The organism is Mesorhizobium sp. M0243, assembly GCF_040321775.1.
Classification (GTDB): Bacteria; Pseudomonadota; Alphaproteobacteria; order Rhizobiales; family Rhizobiaceae; genus Mesorhizobium.
Genome location: NZ_JAMYSF010000028.1, coordinates 60,270 through 83,712, shown reverse-complemented (window position 1 = coordinate 83,712; position 23,443 = coordinate 60,270). Strand labels below are relative to the sequence as shown.

Annotated in this window: 17 protein-coding genes; 8 read left to right on the top strand and 9 right to left on the bottom strand. The window is 63.2% G+C overall.

Annotated elements, in window-relative coordinates; all coding sequences use genetic code 11:
- Positions 1–154: 154 nt before the first annotated feature.
- The gene (locus tag NKJ11_RS27630) at positions 155–2,701 is read right to left on the bottom strand and encodes a GumC family protein (RefSeq protein ID WP_352611477.1); all 2,547 of its coding nucleotides are present in this window, start codon (positions 2,699–2,701) and stop codon (positions 155–157) included.
- Positions 2,702–2,899: 198 nt separating this feature from the next.
- On the opposite strand from NKJ11_RS27630, the gene NKJ11_RS27625 reads away from it, so the two are divergent.
- Positions 2,900–4,195, top strand: a complete 1,296-nt coding sequence (locus NKJ11_RS27625) for a lipopolysaccharide biosynthesis protein (RefSeq protein WP_352611476.1) — start codon at positions 2,900–2,902, stop codon at positions 4,193–4,195.
- Between the two features lie 2 nt (positions 4,196–4,197).
- Here the strand turns inward: NKJ11_RS27625 and NKJ11_RS27620 are convergent, their stop codons facing one another.
- The 3 genes from NKJ11_RS27620 to NKJ11_RS27610 are packed head-to-tail and all read right to left on the bottom strand — an operon-like array spanning position 4,198 to position 7,087.
- Positions 4,198–5,127 (bottom strand): DUF6492 family protein, encoded by a 930-nt coding sequence (locus NKJ11_RS27620; RefSeq protein ID WP_352611475.1) that lies wholly within the window; start codon positions 5,125–5,127, stop codon positions 4,198–4,200.
- Entirely contained in the window at positions 5,124–5,918 is a 795-nt protein-coding gene (locus NKJ11_RS27615; protein WP_023809196.1) for a WecB/TagA/CpsF family glycosyltransferase, read from the bottom strand. Before NKJ11_RS27615 ends, NKJ11_RS27620 begins: the two co-directional genes overlap by 4 nt.
- Positions 5,915–7,087, bottom strand: coding sequence for a glycosyltransferase family 4 protein (locus tag NKJ11_RS27610; RefSeq protein WP_352794746.1), 1,173 nt, complete (start codon positions 7,085–7,087; stop codon positions 5,915–5,917). The genes NKJ11_RS27615 and NKJ11_RS27610 overlap by 4 nt, the downstream gene beginning before the upstream one ends.
- Positions 7,088–7,258: 171 nt before the next feature.
- Between NKJ11_RS27610 and NKJ11_RS27605 the strand changes: the two genes are divergently transcribed.
- The 3 genes from NKJ11_RS27605 to proC are packed head-to-tail and all read left to right on the top strand — an operon-like array spanning position 7,259 to position 10,447.
- On the top strand, positions 7,259–8,257 hold the full coding sequence (locus NKJ11_RS27605) for a glycosyltransferase family 2 protein (RefSeq protein WP_352611473.1): 999 nt from the start codon (positions 7,259–7,261) through the stop codon (positions 8,255–8,257).
- Positions 8,226–9,572, top strand: a complete 1,347-nt coding sequence (locus NKJ11_RS27600) for an O-antigen ligase family protein (RefSeq protein WP_352794745.1) — start codon at positions 8,226–8,228, stop codon at positions 9,570–9,572. The genes NKJ11_RS27605 and NKJ11_RS27600 overlap by 32 nt, the downstream gene beginning before the upstream one ends.
- Positions 9,573–9,631: 59 nt before the next feature.
- Positions 9,632–10,447, top strand: a complete 816-nt coding sequence (proC, locus tag NKJ11_RS27595) for a pyrroline-5-carboxylate reductase (RefSeq protein ID WP_352794744.1) — start codon at positions 9,632–9,634, stop codon at positions 10,445–10,447.
- Positions 10,448–10,787: 340 nt separating this feature from the next.
- Here proC and NKJ11_RS27590 read toward each other — a convergent pair whose 3' ends face one another.
- Positions 10,788–12,233: an NAD(P)H-dependent oxidoreductase gene (locus NKJ11_RS27590; protein ID WP_352794743.1), complete on the bottom strand. Its 1,446-nt coding sequence runs from the start codon at positions 12,231–12,233 to the stop codon at positions 10,788–10,790.
- Between the two features lie 339 nt (positions 12,234–12,572).
- On the opposite strand from NKJ11_RS27590, the gene NKJ11_RS27585 reads away from it, so the two are divergent.
- The 3 genes from NKJ11_RS27585 to NKJ11_RS27575 all read left to right on the top strand — a co-directional run bounded on the left by NKJ11_RS27585 (position 12,573) and on the right by NKJ11_RS27575 (position 14,819).
- Positions 12,573–13,979 carry a PTS galactitol transporter subunit IIC gene (locus NKJ11_RS27585; RefSeq protein WP_352553700.1) on the top strand — a complete coding sequence of 469 codons (1,407 nt, stop codon included), beginning with the start codon at positions 12,573–12,575 and terminating at the stop codon, positions 13,977–13,979.
- Between the two features lie 73 nt (positions 13,980–14,052).
- A complete protein-coding gene (locus tag NKJ11_RS27580; protein WP_352794742.1) occupies positions 14,053–14,514 on the top strand; it encodes a PTS sugar transporter subunit IIA in 462 nt (153 codons plus the stop codon).
- Positions 14,515–14,531: 17 nt separating this feature from the next.
- A complete protein-coding gene (locus tag NKJ11_RS27575) occupies positions 14,532–14,819 on the top strand; it encodes a PTS sugar transporter subunit IIB (protein ID WP_023809203.1) in 288 nt (95 codons plus the stop codon).
- 33 nt (positions 14,820–14,852) lie between these two features.
- On the opposite strand, the gene NKJ11_RS27570 is transcribed toward NKJ11_RS27575, so the two are convergent.
- From NKJ11_RS27570 to NKJ11_RS27555, 4 genes are all read right to left on the bottom strand, one after another.
- Positions 14,853–16,247 (bottom strand): multicopper oxidase family protein, encoded by a 1,395-nt coding sequence (locus NKJ11_RS27570; protein WP_352722959.1) that lies wholly within the window; start codon positions 16,245–16,247, stop codon positions 14,853–14,855.
- Positions 16,248–16,491: 244 nt separating this feature from the next.
- Entirely contained in the window at positions 16,492–17,121 is a 630-nt protein-coding gene (locus tag NKJ11_RS27565; protein WP_023809205.1) for a hypothetical protein, read from the bottom strand.
- Positions 17,122–17,240: 119 nt separating this feature from the next.
- Positions 17,241–21,050, bottom strand: coding sequence for a methionine synthase (gene metH, locus NKJ11_RS27560; protein ID WP_352794741.1), 3,810 nt, complete (start codon positions 21,048–21,050; stop codon positions 17,241–17,243).
- A gap of 131 nt (positions 21,051–21,181) precedes the next feature.
- Complete coding sequence (locus tag NKJ11_RS27555) at positions 21,182–22,000, bottom strand: alpha/beta fold hydrolase (protein ID WP_128302670.1); 819 nt, start codon at positions 21,998–22,000, stop codon at positions 21,182–21,184.
- 189 nt (positions 22,001–22,189) lie between these two features.
- Here NKJ11_RS27555 and NKJ11_RS27550 point away from each other — a divergent pair, with 189 nt between their 5' ends.
- A complete protein-coding gene (locus NKJ11_RS27550; RefSeq protein WP_352794740.1) occupies positions 22,190–23,443 on the top strand; it encodes an ABC transporter substrate-binding protein in 1,254 nt (417 codons plus the stop codon).

Here is a 23,443-nt window from a genome sequence, read left to right as displayed (position 1 = left end):
AAGTGCGTCGCGTACGAAAACGACGCACTTTTAGATATTTCACAGCGCGGCATTTTCACGAAAATTCCAACATGCAATCCCGCCAAAGCGCCGTCCCATGCCGTTTACGCGAAACCGGCATGTTTTTGTACGGCACCTGGAAGAATTTTCTGGCTCAGAAGTAGCGGCGGCGCGCGCGGCTCTCGGTCAGTTCGCGAACCGCTTCGCGGAATTCGCGCAGGCTGGCGCGGATTTCCTCGATTGGCGCTTGCTGCTCGGCATCCTCCACGGCCCGCGAAGGCTCCGCCGATCGCTGATGAGGCTGAGGCGTCTGCTGCTGCGGGAGGGGCGGCTGTGGATAGGACTCGGAAGCAGGCTGAGCCGGATCGGGCTGCTGCCCGGCATTGGCGGCCGGCATGGATTGCGAATAGGGATAGCCCGGCGGCTGCGCGTAGCCCAATGGCTGCGCGTAGGGATAGAGCTGCGGCCCGGAATATGGCCGCTGCTGCACCATGGGAGGCGGCAGTGGCGGCTGCGCCGCCTGCTGCGGATGGCCGCCGGGCTGGAAAGGCGGCGCCGGGGATGCTGTCGCGGCCGCCTGCCGAGGCTCGAAGGCCGGCGCCGACTGGGGATAAGCGCGGTATTGCGGATCCTGCATTGGTTTCGCGTTTTCGGCAGAGGCCCATTCAACGGTATCGAACGGCTCCTCCCGGGATGGCCTGCGGGAGACGGACTTATGCAGTCTCGACAGCAAGGCACCGATCCGGCCGGGACCTTCGGCCGGCGAGACCTCGGCTTGCTGGACAGGCGGTGGCGCGGCCGGCGGTGGTGATGCAGGCGGGGGTGTCGATGGCTGCGGCGCTGGTGTTTGTGGCGGCGCCGGCGGCGCTGCCCGATATGCCTTGTCTTCGTAAGGCGTCCGGCGTTCGTCCGTGCCATGGTCGCGGCGCGAGCGCGAATTGGCGGTGTCACGCAGGCTCTCATAGGCGCCACGCATGGCTCCGAGGCCAATGCCGGAGGCAAAGCCCAGCAACAGGCCGCCGAGCGCGACCACGACCCGCGACGGCCCGTTTGCCTCGAGCGGCGCGAAGGCCTTCGAGATCACGTTGATGTTGGCTGTGTTGATGTCCTTCTGCTCGCCGGTTTCCTTGGCGCGCAGCAGATACTGTTCGTAGACGGAACGCTTGGCGGTCGCCTCGCGCTCCAGTTCGCGCATCGACACCAGGTCGCTGTTGACGTCGCCGCTGCGGACCTTCAGCTGCGCCAGGCGAGAGGCAAGGTCCTGTTCGAGCTGGACCGCGCGCTTGAGGTCGACCTGCAGCGACGAGCCTATACGGCGCAGCTCCGCGGCGATGCGGTCGCGTGCGCCGGCAATCTGGGCATTGAGCGCCTGGAGTTCGGGATGACGCGGGCCGAACCGGATGGCGGCGCGGTCAGCCTCCTGCTTGAGCGACGCATATTGCGAACGCAGATCGCTCATCGTGTTGGAGTTGATCTCCTCCGGCAAGGTGCCGGTGAGGACCGAATTGACGTCGACCGACCGCGCCGAAGCGGCCCGGGCATTCAGCTCCAGCGTGCGGGCGCGGGCAATCGACAGTTGCTCGTTGAGCTTCAGCATCTCGTCATCGCTGATGAGATGGCCCTGCGCGTCGACAAGGTCGTGCGTGGCCCTGAAATCTTCGACCTTGCGCTCGGCGGCCTCGACTCCCTTGCGCAACTCGTCAAGCCGGGCCGTCAGTTCGTCGGTGGCGCGGCCTGCGGTGTCCGACTGTATCTGGCCGAAAGTCTGCAGAAAGACATCCGTCATCGTGTTGGCGATGAGGGCCGATTTCTCGCCATTCTGCGTGGTGGCACTGACGGTGATGACGAAGGTCTTGCCGCCGCGCTCGACCGAAAGGCTCTCGGCCAGATTGCCGACAGCAAGCGCGCGGCGGCGGGCGTCGTCGACACCGCCCGGCCCGTCATTGCGGGACAGGACGGAGCGGATGAGCGACATGACGCTGAGGCCGCCGCCGCCTTGCCCATTGAATTCCGGATCATTGACCAGATTGAGCTTGTCCACGACCTTGTTGAGAACGGTGCCTGATGTCAGCACCCGGACCTGGTTCTCGACGATGGCCAGCGTTGCATCGGAAGCCACGACCGACTGGGTGAGGTCGCGATCGGTGAGCTTCAGGTCGCGTGGGTCGACGATCAGTTCGGTGGTGGCTTCGTATTTCTTCGGCGTCGACAGCGCGATGGTGATGCCGAGCGCGGCGCCCAGTATCGTCGTCGTCACGATCAGCAGCTTCGACTTGCCGACACCGCGCACGACCTGCATCGGGTCGATCAGCGGCTTCCACTGCTGGCTGTCCATGCCGTCGTTTCGGGATACCGACGCGTCGCCCGCAGCGTAAGGTTCCGATGCATGATCGGCGCGACGGGCGCCAGCGGTTTCGGCGGCACTGATTTGTGTCCGTGGCGTGGTTTGCGCGCGGTGCGGCGATGAAGCCCGCTCCTGATCCCCGTCGGTTGCGACCGGATCCGACAGTTTCGGGTTGCGCGCCTCGCGCTGCGAACGGGCGAGGCGATGACGGGTGGCGGCATCCTCGCGCCATGACGGGTCTGCCCGATCGCCTATCGAGACCAGGGACGCGTCGGGTTCGTCGCCGCGCACAGCCTGGCCAAGCGCCAGCAATGAGCGCTCGCGCTTCCAGTCTTCGCGGTTTTCCCTGTCGACCATCGTCTGGAACTTTACCTTTGGCGACCTGCAAACGGCGATTGGCCATTCGTTAAGCCACGCTAAACAGGCATGGAAAACAAAAGGTTAATTTTCCCGCGCCGAAGCGTCGGTTTCTCGCTTCGGTTGCATCTATTTTCGACACAAGCCCAAGCTCCAGAACGGCACGTTAAGTTTTCCGGCCTAGGCTCTCCTCGAGACATGACGCAGGCCAGTGACATACCGCAAAGGCGGCCCCTCGCCCGGATCGGCAGCTTTTTGGCCGAACGACGGGGGCTGCTTCGCGACTATTTCTCGGCGATCAGCGGCGCCGGCGGGCGACTGGTGTTTTCGCTGGCCTATTTCATCGCGTTGGCCAACACGCTGTCCATTTCCGAATTCGGCATGTTCGCCACCGCATCGGCGGCCGGTGTCATGCTGTCGCGCATCCTCGCTTTCGGGTTCATCTCGGCGCTCTACCGCACCGCCACCATCCGCCCCAATCTGATCGGCATCTTCTCCGCCGGCTTCCTGCTGCTCGGCGTGCTGTCGCTGCCGCTGCTGGCCGCGGCCTCGTTCGGCGTCTATCTGCTTTTCTTCGCCGACACCGTGCCGCTGTCGGTGTTTGCGGCAATCGTCTTTGCCGAAGCGCTGTTGTGGCGGCCGGTCGAGGTAGCACTGATCGTCAACAACGGCCTGGGCAAATTCGGCCGCGCCGCGCTGCTGGCCATCCTGGCGACCGCGCTGCGGGCGCTCGGCGCGGTGCTGTTCATGTTCTCAGCACAACACAGCGTCTGGATATGGTCTTGGTTCTATATCGGCGCCAATGCCGCCTCGCTGCTGATTGCCTTCGGCTTCTTCTACCCGCGCCAGAGGCTGCGGCTGCGGGTCGCTCTGTATCTTCGGCGATTGGCCGATTCCATCTATGTGGCCGGCGCCGAAGTGCTGTTCTACCTGCAGATGGAGTTCGACAAGCTGCTGGTGCTGGCGATCGGCGGCCCGCATCTGGCTGGCATCTACGCCATCATCATGCGGCTGGTAGACCTGACGGCCATTCCGATCCGCACCTTCTCGATGATGCTGGTGCAGCGCATGATGCGCGCACCGGAACTGTTGTCACGGCTGGCGGTCAAGAGCGGCATCGAAGGCGGTGTGTTCGCGGTCTCCACGGCAGCGCTGCTGACGCTTGGCATCGTGCTGCACTTCTTCCCCAACGCACTCGGCAAGAATGTCGCCGAGGCTGCCCCGCTGGTGGTGCTGGCGATCTGCGTGCCGGGACTGCGCAATCTTGTCGAATACCAGGCCGAACTTTTGTTCGCGCGCGGCCAGACGCTGGTACGGGCGCTCAATCTCGGCCTGCTCGCCGCGCTGAAGGCACTGTTGCTGACCTATGTGCTGACGACCATCCTCGACACGCCGAATCTGGTGCTATCGCTCAATGTCGTCTTCCTGCTTCTGTATCTCGCCTCGGCGCTGCTCACCTATTCGGCGATGCGCAAGCCGGCAAAGGCGATTTAGCACTAAGAGCGGACTAGCCCGATCAGTCGGCGGATGCGGCCGATCTCGGTGCCGATAAAGGACTGCATGCCGATCGCCACCTGCTCCGGCGCCATGGCGGCAACGAAGCGGCGGAACTCGTCATCCGAAAGCGCTTCGCCGGTCCAGTGGACGCGGCAGAATTCTTCCGAACCGTGGAAGTGGCCGGCGCCCTCCAGCAGATCGTCGACATAGCGGCCGTAGATCATGCATTCGGAGAATTTGCGCGCCGAGCCGACGACCTCGATCCAGTCGCGGCCATGGACCTTCTCGATCTCGGCGCACATGGCCAGCACGGTGTCGCGCCGCCAGGCGATCAGCGTCGAGATATAGTCATGGATCGACGTCCGGGACGGGTCGATGCCGAGTGCCGATCCCGCATTGCGCGACCAGATGCGATGCTCCTCATGACCTTCGTCCGCCAGGACACCGTCGCGGCGAAACAGGCGCACCTTGCCGTCGCGCCAGAAGGCGCCGCAGTCGAAAGGTTTGAGGAAAGCGACGTCTGAATCGCAGAAGATGAGCACGTCTTGAGATGCATGCCCCGAGATGGCGATGCGGCGCAATTGCTGCACATGCCAGCCGCGCAGCGGCTGGGTCTTCAGGCTGAGCCAGACGCGCCGGCGAAACAGGCTGAGCGGATCGTCGACGGCGTGCAGCCAGCGCGGCAGCAATTCACGCTCGTCGACGACCGTGCGGCGGCCGGTTTCCAATTGGCGAAACAGACTGACGTCGCGATGTTCGACCAGGATGTAATGGTGCGCCGCGCCCGAAACGTGGCGATCAAGTGTCTCGCACAGCAGGCGGCAGCGCTCGAAGTCGGGCGCGTAGCTTGCCGTCACGATTGCCGCCGTCGGTGTCTGCCGCAGCGGGCTTGGCTCGACAGCGGCACCTGGCACGAACCTGCTGTTCACTTGATATCCCTCGCTGCTTCGGGTGTCCGCGAGAATTTCTGCCTGACGACGCGCAGCAGGAACAGGGGGTTGCCGACCACATAGCGGCGCCACAGGCGGCTCGGTTCGACAGCCAACCGGAACAGCCATTCGAGCCGCAGCCGGCGCATCCACAAGGGCGCGCGGGGCACCGCGCCGCTCAGGAAATCAAGCAACGCGCCGACGGCGATCGGCAGCGTGCAATGGCGCGCGTCGATGTGGCGTTCGATCCACAATTCCTGGCGTGGCACGCCCATGGCGACGAGCAGCACGTCGGGCCGAAGCGCGGCGATCCGGTCGACGATTTCCTGCTCCTGCGAAGCAGGGAAATAGCCGTCATGGATCACCACGAAGCTGTGCTGCACCGCCAATGCGGCCAGCTTGACCGACGCCGCTTCGGCATTGACGCGCGTCGCGCCGAGCAGGCCGACGGTGAGCGGCGTCGTTGAGGCCTGCAGGAAGGCCGGGACGAAATCGGTACCGTTGAGATTGTCGGGAAATGGCGCCCCGTAGAGGAGTCTCGCCGCCAGATCGATACCGATGCCGTCGGGCAGGATGAGGAAATCATCGAGTGCCTCGGCGAACACCGGGTCGGTATAGGCGATGTTGGCGTTGTGGGCGTTGAGGAAACTGACCTTGGTGAAGCGCCGCTCGGCAATCAACCGGTTCAGCAGGGCGATGGCATCGTTCCAGCGGACCGCAACCACCGGGATGCCAAGGATCGTCTTCAGCTTGTCGAGCCCGGACGCGGCGCGGGCGGAATGCATGTTCACGCAAACGCCTCCTGCCTGACGGGAGCGAGTTTTTCGAGGCCGAGCCGGATGGCGGCGTCGAGCGCCTTGACCTGCGAGCCCCGGAACGCGCTGCCGTCAACGTCGCGGATGTCGGCCGCCGCGGCCTCGAGTGCCCTGGCGAAGGCGGCGGGATCGTCGGTGACGACGCAATTGGACGGACGGTGGTCGATGCCGCGCAGCGAACGGCTGGTGGCGACGGAAGGCAGGCCGAGCTCGAAGGTTTCGATTGTCTTCAACTGGACGCCGCTGCCTGCGGTGCTGATCAGCGGAATGACGGCAGCACCGCGCACGAACGCCTGCGCGTCGGGCACGCGGCCGACAAATTCAACACCCGGATGCTTCGACGTGACGCCCGAAGGCATGTGGCCGGCGAGGCGGATGCGAAAGTCGGGCCGCAGATGCGGCACGACTTTGCCCAGGAACCAGTCGAGGCCGATGCGGTTCGGCTGCCAGGTCCAGGTGCCGATCAGGGCGGCGTCGCAGTCGATGCGGCGCGGGCCTTTCAGGGTTGGCGCGTGGGCACCGGTCACCAGTGGCAGCACCGCCGAGCGGTCGTGCGAGGCGACACCGAGGGCGGCGCGGTCTTCTTCGGCCAGGGTGAAGACGAAGCGCGCCCGGCGGCAGAGACGCTCTTCGACGATCTTGAGCAGCCTCGCCTCGCGGCGAAACAGCAGGCGCTGGAAGAGGCTGCCAGCGGCAGCGGCATTCTCCCGCGCCGAAAGATGCTCGACATTGTGGGCAACGAAGATCGAAGGCCGGTCGGTGAACAGTTTTTCGAAGGCACCGGCGAACTGCACGGAATTCAGGACATAGCCATCAACCGGTCCAGCGCGCTCAATGGCAGCGAGAACATCGCTGTCGGACACGGCGCGCAGCTTGACCGACGCGAAGGTGAGACCCGAAAGCAGCGCCTTGCCGACCCAGGCCAGCTTTTGCCGCGCGGAGGCATTGTCCGTGCGCACGTCGATGGCACCCAGCACCACGGTGTTTTCGGGGTCGGCCGCGGGCTTCCCCGGCCAGGTGAAGCCGATGACGGTTACGCGCGCGCCAGCGCGCCGCAAGGCAGCGATGATCGCAGCGTTGGCGATCTCGTAGCCCGAGGCGAGTGCGCCGTCGGGCACGATCGATGTGGCGAACAGCAGATGCATCTCACCTATCCTGTGGTGTAGCCGGTAGCAAAGTGCGGTGAACCCTTGATTAAGCCAGCACATTCGACGGCCGAAAGTCCCTGTCTGGCGGGCTTCTCCGTGCAAGGTGATTAACGAAACCTTATCACCGTGGTGCTACCAGAGCCCAACTCACCATGTGGCTGGACACGGATGATCCCTTTGCCATCGGACGGTTCGGTATCGATCGCTGGACGCACGCCGCGGCTTGACGTCGAGGCCGTCGAAGCCGTCGTCACCTTGCCTACCTTCAAGCGCCCCGAGCAGGTGCTGGAAACGCTGGCGTCGCTGCGCGCGCAGCAAACCGGCAGGCGCTTTGCCGTCATCGTCATGGAAAACGAAGCCGAGGCGCGGGCCGGTGCCAAGGCAGCGCTGCCGCTGTTCGAGCGGGGCGAAATGTCGGGCCTGGTGATCATCGCGCATGAGCGCGGCAATTGCAGCGCCTACAATGCCGGCTGGCAGACGGCCATCCTGCAATTCCCGAACTTCAGACACCTGCTGGTCATCGACGATGACGAAATCGCCGATCCGCAGTGGCTGGAGCGGATGTGCCGGGCTGCCGAAACGCTCGGCGCCGATATCGTCGGCGGCCCGCAGGTGCCCGTGTTTGCCGACCCCGCCCATGCGCGATGGGCAGAGCATCCGGTGTTCGCGCCGCCTTACCGGGAAACCGGACGCGTGCCGGCGCTCTATTCGTCCGGCAATCTTCTGGTCGGGCGCAACGTGCTGATCGCCATGGGTCCGCCCTTTCTCGATCTCAGATTCAACTTCATGGGCGGCGGCGATTCCGACTTTCTCAGCCGATCGGCGCAAAAGGGCTTTGTTCTGGGTTGGTGCGCCGAGGCCAAGGTGCTGGAAACCGTTCCGGCGCGGCGTATCGAAGCCGACTGGATCCGTGCCCGCAGCCTGCGCAACGGCGTCATCTCGACACTGGTCGAAAAGAAGAAGCGCGCCGGCACGCCAATGGCCGGCGCCAAAGTGTTGCTGAAGAGCCTGGCACTGCTTGCCGCCTCGCCGTTTCGCGGCCTGATCCGGCTGGCGCGGACCGGATCGCCTGATATCGCCATCTACCCCGTCCATGTGGCGCTGGGCCGCGTGCTGGCCGAATTCGGATATGCCAATGAGCAATACCGCCAGCCTGAGAAAAACTGAGCGCGCGCCGCTCAGCGACGCGTTCACGCGCGAAGGCGTGGCCACCGCCATTGCCGCGCTGCTGTTCACCGTCATCATGGTGTCTTTCCGGCCGTTCCAGCCGGGCGGCGCCGAACTCACCGGTCAAGGCGGCGACATCGTCAACCAGCTTGGCTTCGGTTCGCTCGGCGCCATGTCGATCTTCTCGCTGATGGCCTTTGCCGATCCGCGCGTGGTGCGCTCGCTGCTCAGCCCGTCCTGGGTGCTGATGCTGGGTTTCTTTTTCCTCTCGGTGATCCTGTCGACCGATCCGCCTTCGGCGATGCGCGCCGCCTCCTTCACCCTGATCGGCATCCTGACGATGGCGACGATCCTGGTGCTGCCGCGCGACGCCGAGGCCTTCTCGAAGGTGATCATCTTCACCGCCGTCGTTGTCATGGGCCTTTCCTATCTCGGCCTCATCGTCTTTCCGCACGAGGCGATGCACACCGCCGACTCGCAGGAGCCCGAACATGCCGGCCTGTGGCGCGGCGTGTTCACCCATAAGAACATCGCCGGGCCGATCATGGCCTGCCTCAGCTTCGCAGGCCTCTATCTCTACCGGCGCGGGCAGCGCTACTGGGGTGCCGGGATCTTCTTCGCTGCGATGATCTTCATGCTGCACACCGGCTCCAAGACGACAGCCGGCCTGGTGCCGTTCTCGATCCTGATCGTCATGTTCCCGAGCCTGATAGGCATGCGGCTCGGCACGCCGATCCTGTTTGCGCTGGCGATCGTCGCGACAGCGGTCGGCACGCTGGGCATCGTCTTCCTGCCGCCTGTAAAACATCTGGCGGCGATCTATTTCCCCGGCATGACCTATACCGGCCGCACGACGCTGTGGGAGTTCGCCGGCAGCATGCTGGCGAAGAAGCCATGGACCGGCTACGGCTATGAAAGCTTCTGGGGCACGCCGCTGCTGCTCAACCAAGATCAGCCCTTCGACCGGCCGTGGGACATCAGGGCCATCGTGCACGGCCATGACGGCTATCTCGACATCGCCGTGCTGATGGGCATTCCGGCACTGTGCGTGGCGGTCTACACTTTCCTCATCGCGCCGCTACGCGACTACATGCGAATTCCGTTGCGCAGGGAAAACATCTTTCTCGGCGACTTCTTCATGATGGTGGTGCTGTTCACGGCGCTGAACGCCTTCCTCGAAAGCTTCTTCTTCCATCGCGGCGACCCGGTCTGGCTGTTCTTCGTGCTCGGCGTGCTTGGCCTCAGGCAAGTGTCGCTGCAGCCAATCGCGGTACGCGATCCCGATCGTGGCTCGCGATCTTTCCGTCCATCCTGACAGGGCTTCCCCAGGGAAGCGCCAGCGTCTATGTGATGGCTTCCTTCGGAGGGCTTTCGATGACGATCAGACTTGTTCTCGCCGGCTGCGGCAATATGGGCTACGCCATGCTCTCGGGCTGGCTGAAATCCGGCAAGCTTGCGCCATCAGCGGTCTTCGTGGTCGAGCCCAATGCCGATCTGCGCAATCGCGCCGCAGCGTTGGGCTGCGGCACATCAGCCGATGCCGGCGATATTCCAGCAGACGCCGTGCCCGATCTCGTAGTCATCGCGGTGAAGCCGCAGGTGATCCGCGATGTCACCTCCGCCTACAAGCGTTTCGGCGACGGCCGCACCACCTTCGTCAGCATCGCCGCTGGCACGCCTGCCGCCACCTTCGAGGAAATCTTGGGCAACCGCGCGCCGATCGTGCGCTGCATGCCCAACACGCCCGCGGCGATCGGCAAGGGGATGATGGTGGTGTTCTCCAACAGACTGGTGTCCGACGATACCAAGCGTTTCGTCGCCGACCTTTTGTCGGCGAGCGGCGAAGTGGCCACCATCGACGACGAGGGCTTGATGGATGCGGTGACCGCCGTGTCCGGATCGGGGCCGGCCTATATCTTCCATTTCATCGAGGCGCTGACCGTGGCCGCCGAGAAGGCCGGGCTGCCAGCCAAAACCGCCAAGCTGCTCGCCATGCAGACCGTCTACGGCGCCGCCTCGCTCGCCGCCGAAAGCGGCGAGGAGCCGGGCGTGCTGCGCCAGCAGGTGACCAGCCCCAAAGGGACGACGGCCGCGGCGCTGGAGGTGCTGATGGGCGAGGACCGGCTGACAAATCTGCTGACGCAGGCGGTGGAGGCGGCGCGGTTGCGGTCTGTCGAGCTCGGGAAGTAAGCCGGTAACTCCTTGCGTTGACGCCTTGGCGGAAACGCCCATCGCTTCGTCATCCTATGGCGGAGCAAGGAGCGAAGCGACGCGGCGCAGACCATAGGATCCATGCCGTGACATCCGAGCGCCGCTACGGCGCAGAATTCTGCTCCGCTGCATTCCTCGATCAAGGTCGCGGCATGGATCCTCGGGTCTGCGCTGCGTCGCTCCGCTCCTTGCTCCACCCGTGGATGACGAAGGGGAAGGCCTCGGTCAATCCCGAATGTTTATGCTGATCAATCCAAACGAACGACGAAATCCGGGCCGCCAATAGGCTGTCCAACCCATCAGCCCCGTGTGCCCCTGGTCAGGCCTCGTTCTGGCTGCCGCCCCACATGTCGTCGATCTCGTTCTTGCTCACGACGCGACCGCCCTCACCCGCCTTGGTCCTCAAATCGACGGCAATGTCGGCCAACCGCTCCGCCAGAGGCGCGCGGCCTTCAGCCCCGTACAGCATCTCGTCCTGCAGCCGGCGCAAGGCGCACAGCCTAGTCGACTGGTCGGGCGCCGCATTGTCTGACGTCAGCAACTCACCTTTCCTGACCGGTTTCAGCACCTTGCCGCCCTCGAGCAGGCCGACCGGCACGGCGCGCCGGGCGCGGGCTTCGCCGACGGTCATGGTCCAGGAGCGGTAGCAGGTCTCGCCGATCGCATCGAAGGTCTCGCCGGCGGCAAGGTCGCGCTTGGCGACGGCGCAGACTTCGGCGACCGGCCGCGGCAGCGGCACCATGTCGGGCTTGCCGAAAAGCACGATGCGGGCGGCGGTCAGCGGCACCTCCAGCGACGTCAGATGATAGGGCCGGAACAGGCTGTAATAGGGGCCGTGGCCGATATGCAGATCGTCCATGCGCTCGATGATGCGCGGATGCGTCGCCTCGACGATGACGAAGACGCCAGGCGCGACGCCTTTGCCGACCGTGTAGTCGACGACGCCTTTCTTCAACAGCAGACCGCCATCCTCGCGCGGGATCAGCACCTTGGCGAGATCATCGCGGTCGGCCTTGGGGCCGTGCATACCGGGCACGTCGGGCACCAGCCCGGTGGCGTTGGCGATGGCGCACATCTCGACCATGGTCTTGGAACCGTCGACGAACTCGACCAGCATGCGCGGGTTCATGTTGCGGCGGATGGCTTCGGCGCGATAGTCGTCCGGTACGGCATCGTGGTTGAGCGGGTTGTTCTTGCCCTTGCCGGCCGAGACGATGGTCAGCCCGAGCGCCGACGCGAATTCAATCAGTTCCATGCAGCTCGACGGCTCGTCGCCTGCACCCACCGAATAGACGACGCCAAGCCGGTCGGCCTGCTGCTTCAGATAGCAACCGATGGTGACGTCGGCCTCGACGTTCATCATCACAAGATGCTTGCCGTGCTCCATCGCCATGAGGTCGAAGTCGGCGGCGACACCCGGCTTGCCGGTGGCGTCGATGACGACGTCGATCAACGGATTGGTGACCAGCATCTCGTTCGAGGTGATGGCGATCTTGCCGCTCTCGATGGCGCCGGTGACTTTCGACGCGGTGTCGGCTTCGACCGCCATGGCTTCATCGCCATAGGCGATGCGGATGGCATCGCGCGCGGTGTGCGGGCGGCGCGTCGAGACGGCGCAGATCGAAATGCCTGGCATCAGCATGCCTTGGGTGACCAGATCGGTGCCCATTTCGCCCGAGCCGATGACACCAATGCGCACCGGGCGGCCCTCGGCGGCACGCCTGGCGAGATCACGGGCAAGGCCGGTCAGGGCGACGTTGGTCATGCAGGAATGTCCACAGCTTCGTGATTTGGGATCGGATAGCAGGGAACGGGTTCTATTTGCCAACGAAACCCGGTCGCGACCGGCAATTTCCACGAAATCGCCTCGGAAGGGACGTCCTTCGGGGCTCGATTGGCCGAAGCGCAACCAATTGACATCGCAGCGAACAACCCCAATAAAACATTCGTTTGTCAACAAAGGCAAATGTTCACCGACGCGACAGTCGGGAAGCATTCGCCTCTGGGGCAAATTGGGGAGTGTCTTTGCGCCACGGCGTCAAAGGCTGGATGGAGCATCATTGCGAGGCGTCGAGCGAAGGCTCGCGGCTCCAGGGGAGGAAAAATGGATACTGTTCTCGCGGGCCTCAAAGGGGCCATCGATACGCTTGGCCCGACGATCCTGCTGCCGATCGTCATTTTCATCATCGCCGTGGTTCTGGGCGCCAAAGTGAGCAAGGCTTTTCGCGCCGCCGTCACCATCGGCGTCGCCTTCATCGGCATCAATCTGGTGCTTGGCCTGATGTTCACGTCGATTGGCGACGTCGCCAAGGCCATCGTCACCAACACCGGCATCCATCGCGACATCATCGATGTCGGCTGGCCCTCCGCGGCCGCGATCGCCTTCGGCTCGTCGGTCGGCCTTTGGGTCATTCCGGTCGGCATCCTGGTCAATATCGTGCTGCTGCTGACACGCATGACGCGCACGCTCAATGTCGACGTCTGGAATTTCTGGCACTTTGCCTTTGTCGGCTCGCTGGTGGTCGCCGCAACCGACAATCTGGCCTATGGCATCGCGGTCGCAGCACTTGTCGCAGCACTCTCGCTGCTGTTCGCCGACTGGTCCGCGCGCGCGGTGCAGCAGTTCTACGGCGTGCCCGGCATTTCGGTGCCGCATCTCGCCTCGGCACAGATTCTGCCGATCGCCATTGTGCTCAACTGGATCATGGACCGCATTCCCGGGATCAACCGCATCAACATCAACACGGACACGATCGAGCGCAGGTTCGGCGTGTTCGGCGAACCTGTCGTGATGGGCCTGATCATCGGCCTCGTGCTTGGTGCGATCGCCTTCTACAATGCGGGTGACCTCAGTGTGGTGCTGGCAAAGGTTCTGGGCACCGGCATGACGCTGGCCGCGGTGATGCTGCTGCTGCCGCGCATGGTCAAGATCCTGATGGAGGGGCTGATCCCCGTCTCCGACGCCGCACAGGCGTTCGTGCGCAAGCGCACCGGTGACCGAGAGCTTCTCGTTGGTCTCGATTCGGCGATCCTGATCGGCCATCCGGCCGCGATCTCGTCGTCGCTGATCCTGGTGCCGATCGCGATCATCCTGTCCATCATCCTGCCAGGCAACCGCGTCATCCTGTTCGCCGACCTCGCGGTCATCCCCTTCATCGTCGCCATGACCGCGCCGCTGGTCAAAGGCAACGTGTTCCGCATGGTGGTGATCGGCACGGTGACGCTGGCCATCGGCTTCTACGTCGCCAACGCGCTGGCGCCGCTGTTCACAAGCGCTGCTGTCGCATCGGGCTTCAAGCTGCCGGCGGACGCGCTGCAGATCACCTCGGTGGTCGACGGCTTCCTGTGGGTGCCTTACGTGGTCATCGAGGCGATCCAGGGGATGGGGCTTGTCGGCATCATCGTGATCGCGGTGGTCATCGCGGCATTGTTTGTCCTCTACCGCCGCAATCCGCTCGGCTGGGAGCGGGCCGCGGGCGCCGAGGACGAGCCGGCCGAAGAGACGGCCTGACCTGATAGCGTCCACCCTTTAAACCGATCGTGCGCCCTTTCCGGGGCGCACGATTTCATCGACGGAGCAAAGAATGTCCGACGTCCTCATGCAGCTTCTGGACCCCGACGCGATCGTGCTCGGATCCGATGCCTCGACCAATGAGGAGATCATCCGCATCCTGGCGGGCCGGCTGGAGAGACTTGGCTATGTCAAAAGCAGCTATGCCGACGCGGTCGTGCGCCGCGAATTGACCATCCCGACCGGACTGCCGCTGGAACGCTCCGACAATGTCGCGGTGCCGCACACCGATCCGGAGCATGTGCTGAAGCCTGGCATCGCGATGGGCACATTGAAGCAACCAGTCACCTTCGCCAACATGGAGGATCCCGACGAGATGCTGCCGGTCGGCTTCGTCTTCCTGCTTGCCATCAACGACAAGGACAAGCAGATTGAGGCGCTGCAGGCCGTCATGGCCACCATCCAGAACCCGCAAGCCTTGGATGATTTGAGGTCGGCCAGAACCCTCGAAGACGTGCGAGCCGTACTCGGCTGAAACAAGGAGAAGCAGAGATGTCCAGACAGAAAACCATTCTCTTTGCCTGCGGCACGGGCATCGCCACCTCGACCGCGGTCAATGTCGCCGTCACCGAGGAAATGAAGAAACGCGGCCTCACCTTCAACGCCCAGCAGGCAAAGGCCACCGAAGTGCCTGGACTGGCCGACAATGTCGACTTCATCGTCGCAACCACACCGATCTCCGCTTCGGTGACCAAGCCGGTGATCAAGGGCCTCGCCTTCCTCACCGGCATCGGCAAGGACAAGGTGCTGGACGAGATCGAGGCGCAGTTGCGCAAATGACGGCACAGACGCTACGCGCAGGCTGACGCGGCTTCACACCACCCTGACATAGCTCGTCATTCCCGATTTCTGGTGCTCGATGATATGGCAGTGCAGCAGCCAATCGCCGGGATTGTCGGCGACGAAGCCGAGCTGAACCTTTTCGTTGGGCTGGATGAGATAGGTGTCGGAAATAGCCGGCTGAACCTGGCGCGTCGAGGATGACAGCACCTTGAAGCTCATGCCGTGCAGATGCATCGGATGGGATTGCGGCGTCAGGTTCTCCATGTCGATGACGTAGCTTTGGCCAAGCTTCAGTTCGGCCAGAGGCGCGGTCGGATCCTTGGTGTCGCCGGGCCACGGCACTTTGTTGATGGCCCAGAAACTGTAGCCAAGCGAACCGCAGATGCCATCGCTCGGGACGTTTTCCGCCGTGGCGCTCAGTGCCAGGGAAATATGCCTGGCGCTGGCGAGATCCACTTTCGCCACCGGATTGAGCTCCAGCGGAGCAACATCCCGAATGTCCCGTTTGAGGGATTTTCCTGTCGCGTGCAGGGTTGCCAGGATTTTAGGCTTGGTGCCCCTGACATCCCTCAAGCTGACGATCGCGCCTTCCTCGTCGGGCATGCGTATGGCCAGTTCCATGCGCTGTCCAGGTCCAAGCAGCAAGGCGTCGGGCGAAAAACGTTCAGGCACCGGATTGCCGTCGAGCGCCATGACACTCGCCTCCGCACCGTCGACGCGAAAAGCGTAGATACGCGTCACGTCGGTGATGGCGACGCGCAGCCGCACCAGTCCGCCGGCCGGCGCATCATATTGCGGCTGGTCGAGCCAGTTGGCGGTACGCACCGTGCCGTAAGTGCCGGTTCTTGCGGCATCGCGCGGCCGGAACTGATCGATGAACTGACCGTCGTCGCCGAGGCGCCAGTCGCGCAGGTTGAGGACGATTTCGGCATCGAATTTCGGATCGCTTGGATTTTCGACCACGATCACGCCGGTCAGGCCGTGGCCCATCTGCTCCAGCGTGTTGCAATGCGGGTGGTACCAGAAGGTGCCGGCGTCCGGCGGCGTGAAGGCGTAGTCGAAATGATCGCCGGTGTAGACGTAGGGCTGGACCAGGAACGGGACGCCGTCCATCTTGTTTGGAACGCGAATACCGTGCCAGTGGATCGTCGTCGGATCGTCGATCGCGTTGACAAGGCGTGCGGCGAAGGGCTCGCCTTTTTTCATCCTGAGCACGGGCGGCATTCCGGCGTTGCCATAGGTCAGCACATCCCTGGTCTGGCCGACATCCATCAGCTTCGCCTGGATCTTTGCCGTCTGCAAAACCACCGGCTCAGGCGTGGCAGCGGCCCAGCCGCCAAGCCGACCCATGGCCGAAAGCCCGACCCCGCCCGCGCCGGCTATTGCTGCCGTTTTCAAAAGCCTGCGGCGTGTGAGTAAGGTCATTCGGCGCTCCAACTGCAAAGGCGACTGCCCGCGAAGGTGTAACCGCCGCGCCATGGATCACAAGCCGGGAACCCGCGCAAATTCTGTTGAACGCATGGCGTAAGCCAGACTGCGCCATTCAGCCTCCTCATCCTGGCTGAATTCGAGGATGAAAAGGACGGCAACGGGGCGGCTCGGAACGGAACTTGGTCGACCGGGAAGATGACACCAGGGCGGTTAAGCGCCGTTAGCCACACCTTCAGATTTAGGACCCTTTGCGGACACGTTCCGAGTTGGTAAGGGCTTCACCCAGTCGTCCCACCGTCTGCTTCAAAGCCTTTTCAGCTGAATCAGTGAGCGTTTTTGCTCCGCCTTCGCAGAATCCGCCAGCGTCACCTTGAGCATTTCCTTCGCCTGCAACAGTTGAACCCAAGAGCCGACCTTTAGGTCCATCGACGATAATAGATGCCGCAAGTTGAACTTCTGTTTCCATTCCGGCGGTCCAGAATCCAGGAACGACGCGAAGTCGGCCATCGAGTTCTTCGCCTTTGACGATTATCATGCCCTTGGCACTCTGAGCGGCTAAATCAGCCCGGTCGACGGGCTGTTCAACGATCTGCAATTCCGTGACAAGGGTCTCGAAGGTCTTGGTGACCGAGCCCTTGAAGCCGGACCGCAGATCGAGCGGGAAGGTGTGAGCTGCGCAGTTCATGTCAGATGGCTTGATGTCGCGGCTCAAGGCACTCGGATCCACGTACAAAAGGTATTTGCCCGGTAGCTTGTCACCGTACGACGAATACACGTTGTATGAGGCAATCGGCAGCGGCTCGGCCTTGTATTGGCAGCCGGTGACCGTCGCGGCCAAGGCCGCGAATACAGTAAATCGTAATTTCATGATTATCCCCCCAAGCCCTTTTATACAAAATCAAAGGGCGAGGAGAATGTCTAGAAATCTTTGATCCCCGAAATGTCGGCGGCTCCAAGTAGCTCCGTCAAACTGCAATAACACAAAAGCTATTCAGCCGCCTCGGCATAGTGTGCCGGCACGTAGTTGAGGATGGGGCCGAGCCAGCGCTCTACCTCGGCCAAGGGCATTGCCTTGCGGCGTGCATAATCCTCGACCTGGTCGCGTTCGACCTTGGCGACGCCGAAATAATAGCTTTCGGGATGCGCCAGATAGATGCCGGAGACCGACGAGCCCGGCCACATCGCATAGCTTTCGGTCAGGCTCACGCCTGCATTGCGCTCACCGTCGAGCAGCCGGAACAAAGTCGCCTTCTCAGTGTGATCCGGCTGCGCCGGATAGCCGGGCGCCGGACGGATGCCGCGATAAGGTTCGCCGATCAGCTCGTCCGGTGCCAGCGCTTCATCTGAAGCATAGCCCCAGAACTCCTTGCGCACCTTCTCATGCATCCGCTCGGCAAAGGCTTCGGCGAAGCGGTCGGCCAGCGCCTTGACCATGATCGAGGAATAATCATCATTCGCCCGCTCGAACCGTTCGGCGATAGCCACCTCCTCGATGCCGGCGGTGACGATAAAGCCGCCGATGTAGTCTGGCTTGCCGCTGTCCGCCGGCGCGACGAAATCCGACAGCGCGACATTGGCCTTGCCGTCGCGCTTGGTTAGCTGCTGGCGCAAGGTGAAGAACGTCGCCAGTTCCTGCGACCGCTTTTCGTCCGTGAACAACCTGATGTCGTCGCCGACGGCATTGGCCGGCCAGAAGCCGATGACACCGCGCGGGGCGAACCATTTTTCGGCGATGATCTTTTTCAGCATCGCCTGCGCATCCTCGAACAGCTGGCGGGCGGCGGCGCCTTGCGCCCCGTCTTCGAGAATTTTGGGATAACGGCCCTTCAGCTCCCAGGTCTGGAAGAACGGCGTCCAATCGATGTAGCGCGCGAGTTCGGTGAGATCCCAGTTCTCGAAGATTTTCACGCCGGTAAAGGACGGCTTCGGTGGTTGATAGGCGGACCATTCGATCCGGTGCGCATTGGCCCTCGCCTTGGCCAGCGGCAGCCGCTGCTTGTCGGCTTCGGAGCGGGCATGCGCGTCGGCGACCTTCTTATATTCGGCGCGCACCGTATCGACATAGCCGCCCTTGGTCTCGTTCGACAGCAAGGACGAGACCACGCCGACCGACCGGCTGGCGTCGGTGACATAGACCGTCTGGCCCTTGCTGTATCGCGGGTGGATCTTCACCGCCGTGTGCACCCGGCTGGTCGTCGCGCCGCCGATCAGCAGCGGAATGTCGAAGCCTTCACGCTCCATCTCGGCGGCCATGTGCGCCATCTCGTCCAGCGACGGCGTGATCAGGCCTGACAGGCCGATGATGTCGACATTTTTCTCGCGTGCCGTCTGCAGGATCTTGGCCGCCGGCACCATGACGCCGAGGTCGATGATCTCGTAATTGTTGCAGGCCAGTACGACGCCGACAATGTTCTTGCCGATGTCGTGGACATCGCCCTTCACCGTCGCCATCAGGATCTTGCCCGCCGTCTGGCGCTCGCCATTGTCGATGCCATTGGCGGCGTTGGCCAGCTTCTCGGCCTCCATATGCGGCAATAATCCCGCGACAGCCTGCTTCATCACCCGCGCCGATTTCACCACTTGCGGCAGGAACATCTTGCCCGCGCCGAACAGGTCGCCGACGACGTTCATGCCGGCCATCAGCGGGCCTTCGATGACGTGCAGCGGGCGCTCGGCGGCAAGCCGCGCTTCCTCGGTGTCGGCGTCGATGAATTCGGTGATGCCGTTGACCAGCGCATGGCTGATCCGCTGTTCGACAGTCCATTCGCGCCAGGCGAGATCGCGCTCCTGCGCTTCCTTGCCCGCCGTGCCCTTGAAGCGTTCGGCGATCTCCAGCATGCGTTCGGTGGCGGTGCCGCCGGCCTTGGGCACGCGGTTGAGCACGACATCCTCGCAGGCCTCGCGCAGCGCCGGCTCAATCGTGTCGTAGACGGCAAGCTGGCCGGCATTGACGATCCCCATGTCCATGCCGCGCTGGATGGCATGGTAGAGGAACACGGCATGCATGGCCTCCCGCACCGGCTCGTTGCCGCGGAACGAGAAGGAGAGGTTCGACACACCGCCGGAAATGTGGACATGCGGCAGCGTCGCGGTGATCTCGCCCGCCGCCTCGATGAAGTCGACGCCGTAATTGTCGTGCTCCTCGATGCCGGTGGCGATGGCGAACACGTTCGGATCGAAGACGATGTCCTCGGGCGGGAAGCCGGCCTGTTCGGTCAAAAGCTTGTAGGCGCGGGTGCATATCTCCACCTTGCGCGCTTTGGTGTCGGCCTGGCCATCCTCGTCGAACGCCATGACGACCACGGCGGCGCCATAGGCGCGCACGAGCCTTGCATGATGCAGGAATGCCGCCTCGCCTTCCTTCATCGAGATGGAGTTGACCAGCGGCTTGCCCTGCACGCATTTCAGGCCAGCCTCGATGATCTCCCATTTGGAACTGTCGACCATGACCGGGACACGGGCGATGTCCGGTTCGGCGGCGATCAGGTTGAGATACTCCACCATCGCCTTCTTCGAATCGATCAGGCCTTCGTCCATATTGATGTCGATGATCTGCGCGCCATTGGCGACCTGGTCGCGCGCCACGTCGAGCGCGGCGACATAGTCACCCGCCGTGATCAGCTTCCTGAACTTGGCCGACCCGGTAACATTGGTGCGCTCGCCTACATTGACGAAGGGAATTTCGTCCGTCAGCGTGAACGGCTCCAGCCCGGACAGGCGCATCTTGCGCTCGATGTCCGGAATGACGCGCGGCGGATACTTTTTCACCGCCTCGGCGATGGCGCGGATGTGGTCCGGGGTCGAGCCGCAGCAGCCGCCGACGACATTGACCAGCCCTTCCCTGGCGAAATCCTCGATCTGCGCGGCCATGAAGTCCGGGCTCTCGTCATACCGGCCGAATTCATTGGGCAGGCCGGCATTCGGATAGGCGCAGGTGAAGGTGTTGGCGACACCGGATATCTCGGCCAGATGCGCGCGCATGGCGTTGGCACCGAGCGCGCAGTTGAGGCCGATGGTGAAGGGGCTGGCGTGGCGCACCGAATGCCAGAAGGCCGTCGGCGTCTGGCCCGACAGCGTGCGGCCGGAGAGGTCCGTGATGGTGCCCGAAATCATCACCGGCAGGCGCACGCCCTTCTCGATGAAGATCTCTTCCGCTGCAAAGATCGCCGCCTTGGCGTTCAGCGTGTCGAAGATGGTCTCTATCAGGATGATGTCGGCGCCACCGTCGATCAGGCCGCGCAGCTGCTCGCCATAGGCGAGGCGCAGATCGTCGAAGGTCACGGCGCGATAGCCGGGATTGTTGACGTCGGGCGACATCGAGGCGGTGCGGTTGGTCGGCCCGAGTGCACCGGCGACAAAGCGGCGCTTGCCGTCCTGCTGCTCGGCCCGAACAGCGGCGCGCCGCACCAGCCGCGCGCCATCGCGGTTCAGCGCGTAGACGGCATCCTCCATGCCGTAATCGGCCTGGGCGATCGAGGTCGAGGAGAAGGTGTTGGTTTCGAGGATATCGGCGCCTGCGATGGCGTATTGATAGTGAATCTCCTCGATCGCCTTCGGCTGCGTCAGGATCAGAAGATCGTTGTTGCCTTGCTGGTGGCAGGCGCAGCCGGCGAAGGCCTCGCCGCGAAACTGGTCCTCGTCAAAGCCGAGGCCCTGGATCTGCGTGCCCATGGCGCCATCGAGGATGAGGATGCGTTCGCGTGCTGCTGCCGTCAGCGCGGCAAGCACTTCCGAGCCGTCCGGTTTTGCCGCGACGGGGCCGAACAATGTGTCCAGCGATGCAGAATTCTGCGACATTTTTTATCCCTTTGGCGACAGGCCTTTTCATGTCACATAAGGATATCTTTATGTCAATATACGGTAGGTGCGCGTGATTGTCACCCACCTGTCTCGAAGGCGGGGTCTGTGGCGCCGGTTTTCCGACGGACCTACGCTCTGTCGAAGCTTGCCAGGAAGCGGGCGAAGACCGGATTGAAGCGATCCGGCGAATCCCAGAACGGCGCGTGGCCGGATTTGTCGAGCAGGTGGGCCTTGCCTTCCCACAGATTGGAGAACTTCACAGCGGAGACGAAATCGATGTTGACGAATGGCTCGTCGATGCCGTTCAGAACGGCGATCGGCGGCGTCTTGCCGGCCACGATCTCGCGCTGGTTCCGCCCGGTGCCGGCCGCGAACTTTTCGAACATCAGGCGCCGCGCCCTTCCATCGGTGCGCGCCACCGTGTCGATAAGAAAGGGCTCGAACGGCTCGCCGCAGGTGCTGCGCGCATAGGCCTCGACATCCGCGTCAGTGAAGGTTTCCTGCCCGGCAAGGTGCATATGCGGGCTCGGCTTGAAGCCGTTGCCGACCTCCTCGGGCGAGACGGGCGGCGTGCCGGTGATCATCAGGCCAAGCAGGCCGGGAAAGCGGTCGATCATCTCAAGCCCGATATGGCCGCCGAGCGACCAGCCGAAGACGATGGCCTTGTCGATACCGAGCAGCCCGAGCACTTCGGTCATGGCATCGGCATAGCCTTCCATGCTGTAGGAACGCTCCGGGTCGATCGCATCGCCGGACGCCCCATGGCCGGGCAGGTCGGGAGCGATGAGGTGGTAGCGCTCGCCTAGCGGGCTCTCCAACTGGTTGCGGAAAACGGCGCTGGAAGATGAATTGCCGTGGATCAGCATAACAGCGGTTCCCTGGCCACTGGTTTGGCGAACAGCGATCTTGCCGTGGCTGGTTTCAAGGGTCTTCTGCGAGATCGTCATTGTCCGCTCCGTCGGGAATTGCCCTGTTTTAGTGCAGTTGCGCAGCAAAGCGCCACGGCTTCCATACCTTGCGGGAACCATCTTCCCGGCTAGGTTGCGTTGAAAAATCCTTTTCAAATAAGAACAATTATGCGTAGATTGTCAATTATCCAACTCCCGATGAACGGGAGGAAAACAGGGAACAGCACGATGAAGCCCAAATCCGCCGCAAGTCGAATCCGCCATATGCTGATGAGCACGACGCTGATTGGCATGTTTGCCGTCTCAGGCGCACCCGCCTTTGCCGAAATCGTCAAGATCGGCCTGCTTGCGCCGCTGACCGGCCCTGCCGCGGCGGACGGCCAGGAATTCCAGCGCGGCGTGCAGATGGCCATCGACGAGGCCAACGCAGCCGGCGGCGTTGCCGGGGATACGTTCGAACTGGTGGTCGGCGACGTCAAGGATCAGTCCGCCGGCAACGTCACCAGCGCGGTCGAGCGCCTGCTTGGCGATCCGGGCGTGCACTTCATGCTGACCGGCTATGCCAGCCTGACCAATTTCGAGATCGACAACATGGCCGAAGCGGAAATGCCCTATATGCTCGCGGCCACCTCGCAGCAGACCAGGGACATCATCGCGCCGAGCCCCGATAAATACATGTGCTGCTGGTCGCTGACGCCTTCCTTCGACGCCTACAACACCGACGTCACCCTGTTCGTCGAGAAGCTCGCGGCCGACGGCAAGATCACCTTGCCGACCAAGAAGGTCGCCATCATCTCGTCCGACAACGCTTATTCGAAGACCATCTCCGAAGGCATGAAGAAGACCTTCAAGGAGAAGGGCTGGACCATCACCGTCGACGAGATCGTGCCCTTCGGCGAAGTGACCGACTGGCGTTCGATCCTCGCCAAGGTGCGCGAGAACGTTCCCGACGTCGTCATCAACACCGACTATCTGCCGGGCAATTCGGCGTCCTTCCTCAACCAGTTCCTCGAGCAGCCGACCAAGAGCCTCGTCTTCCTGCAATACGCACCGAGCGTTCCGGAATTCGTCGAATTGACCGGCAAGAAGTCGGATGGTGTCATCTACAACCTGCTCGGCGGCGCGCTGACGACGCCGAAGAACCCGCGCGCCGACGAGGTGGCAGCCAAGTTCAAGGCAAAATACGGCGTCGAGAGCGGCACCTACGGCGTCGGCCTCTACGAAATGACCAATGTCTATTTCGACGCGGTCAAGAAGGTCGGCGGCGCATCCGACCATGCGGCGATCATGAAGGCGCTGTCGGAGACCGACAAGCAGGTCGCCGAAGGGCGGCTGAAATTCGATCCCGCCACCCACCTTGCCACACAGGGCGACGACTACATCCCAATCACCTTCTTCCAGATTTGGGACGGCCAGCGCACGCTGATCTCTCCGGAGAAATACGCCACCGGCGCCTTCAAGATCCAGCCCTGGATGAAGTAG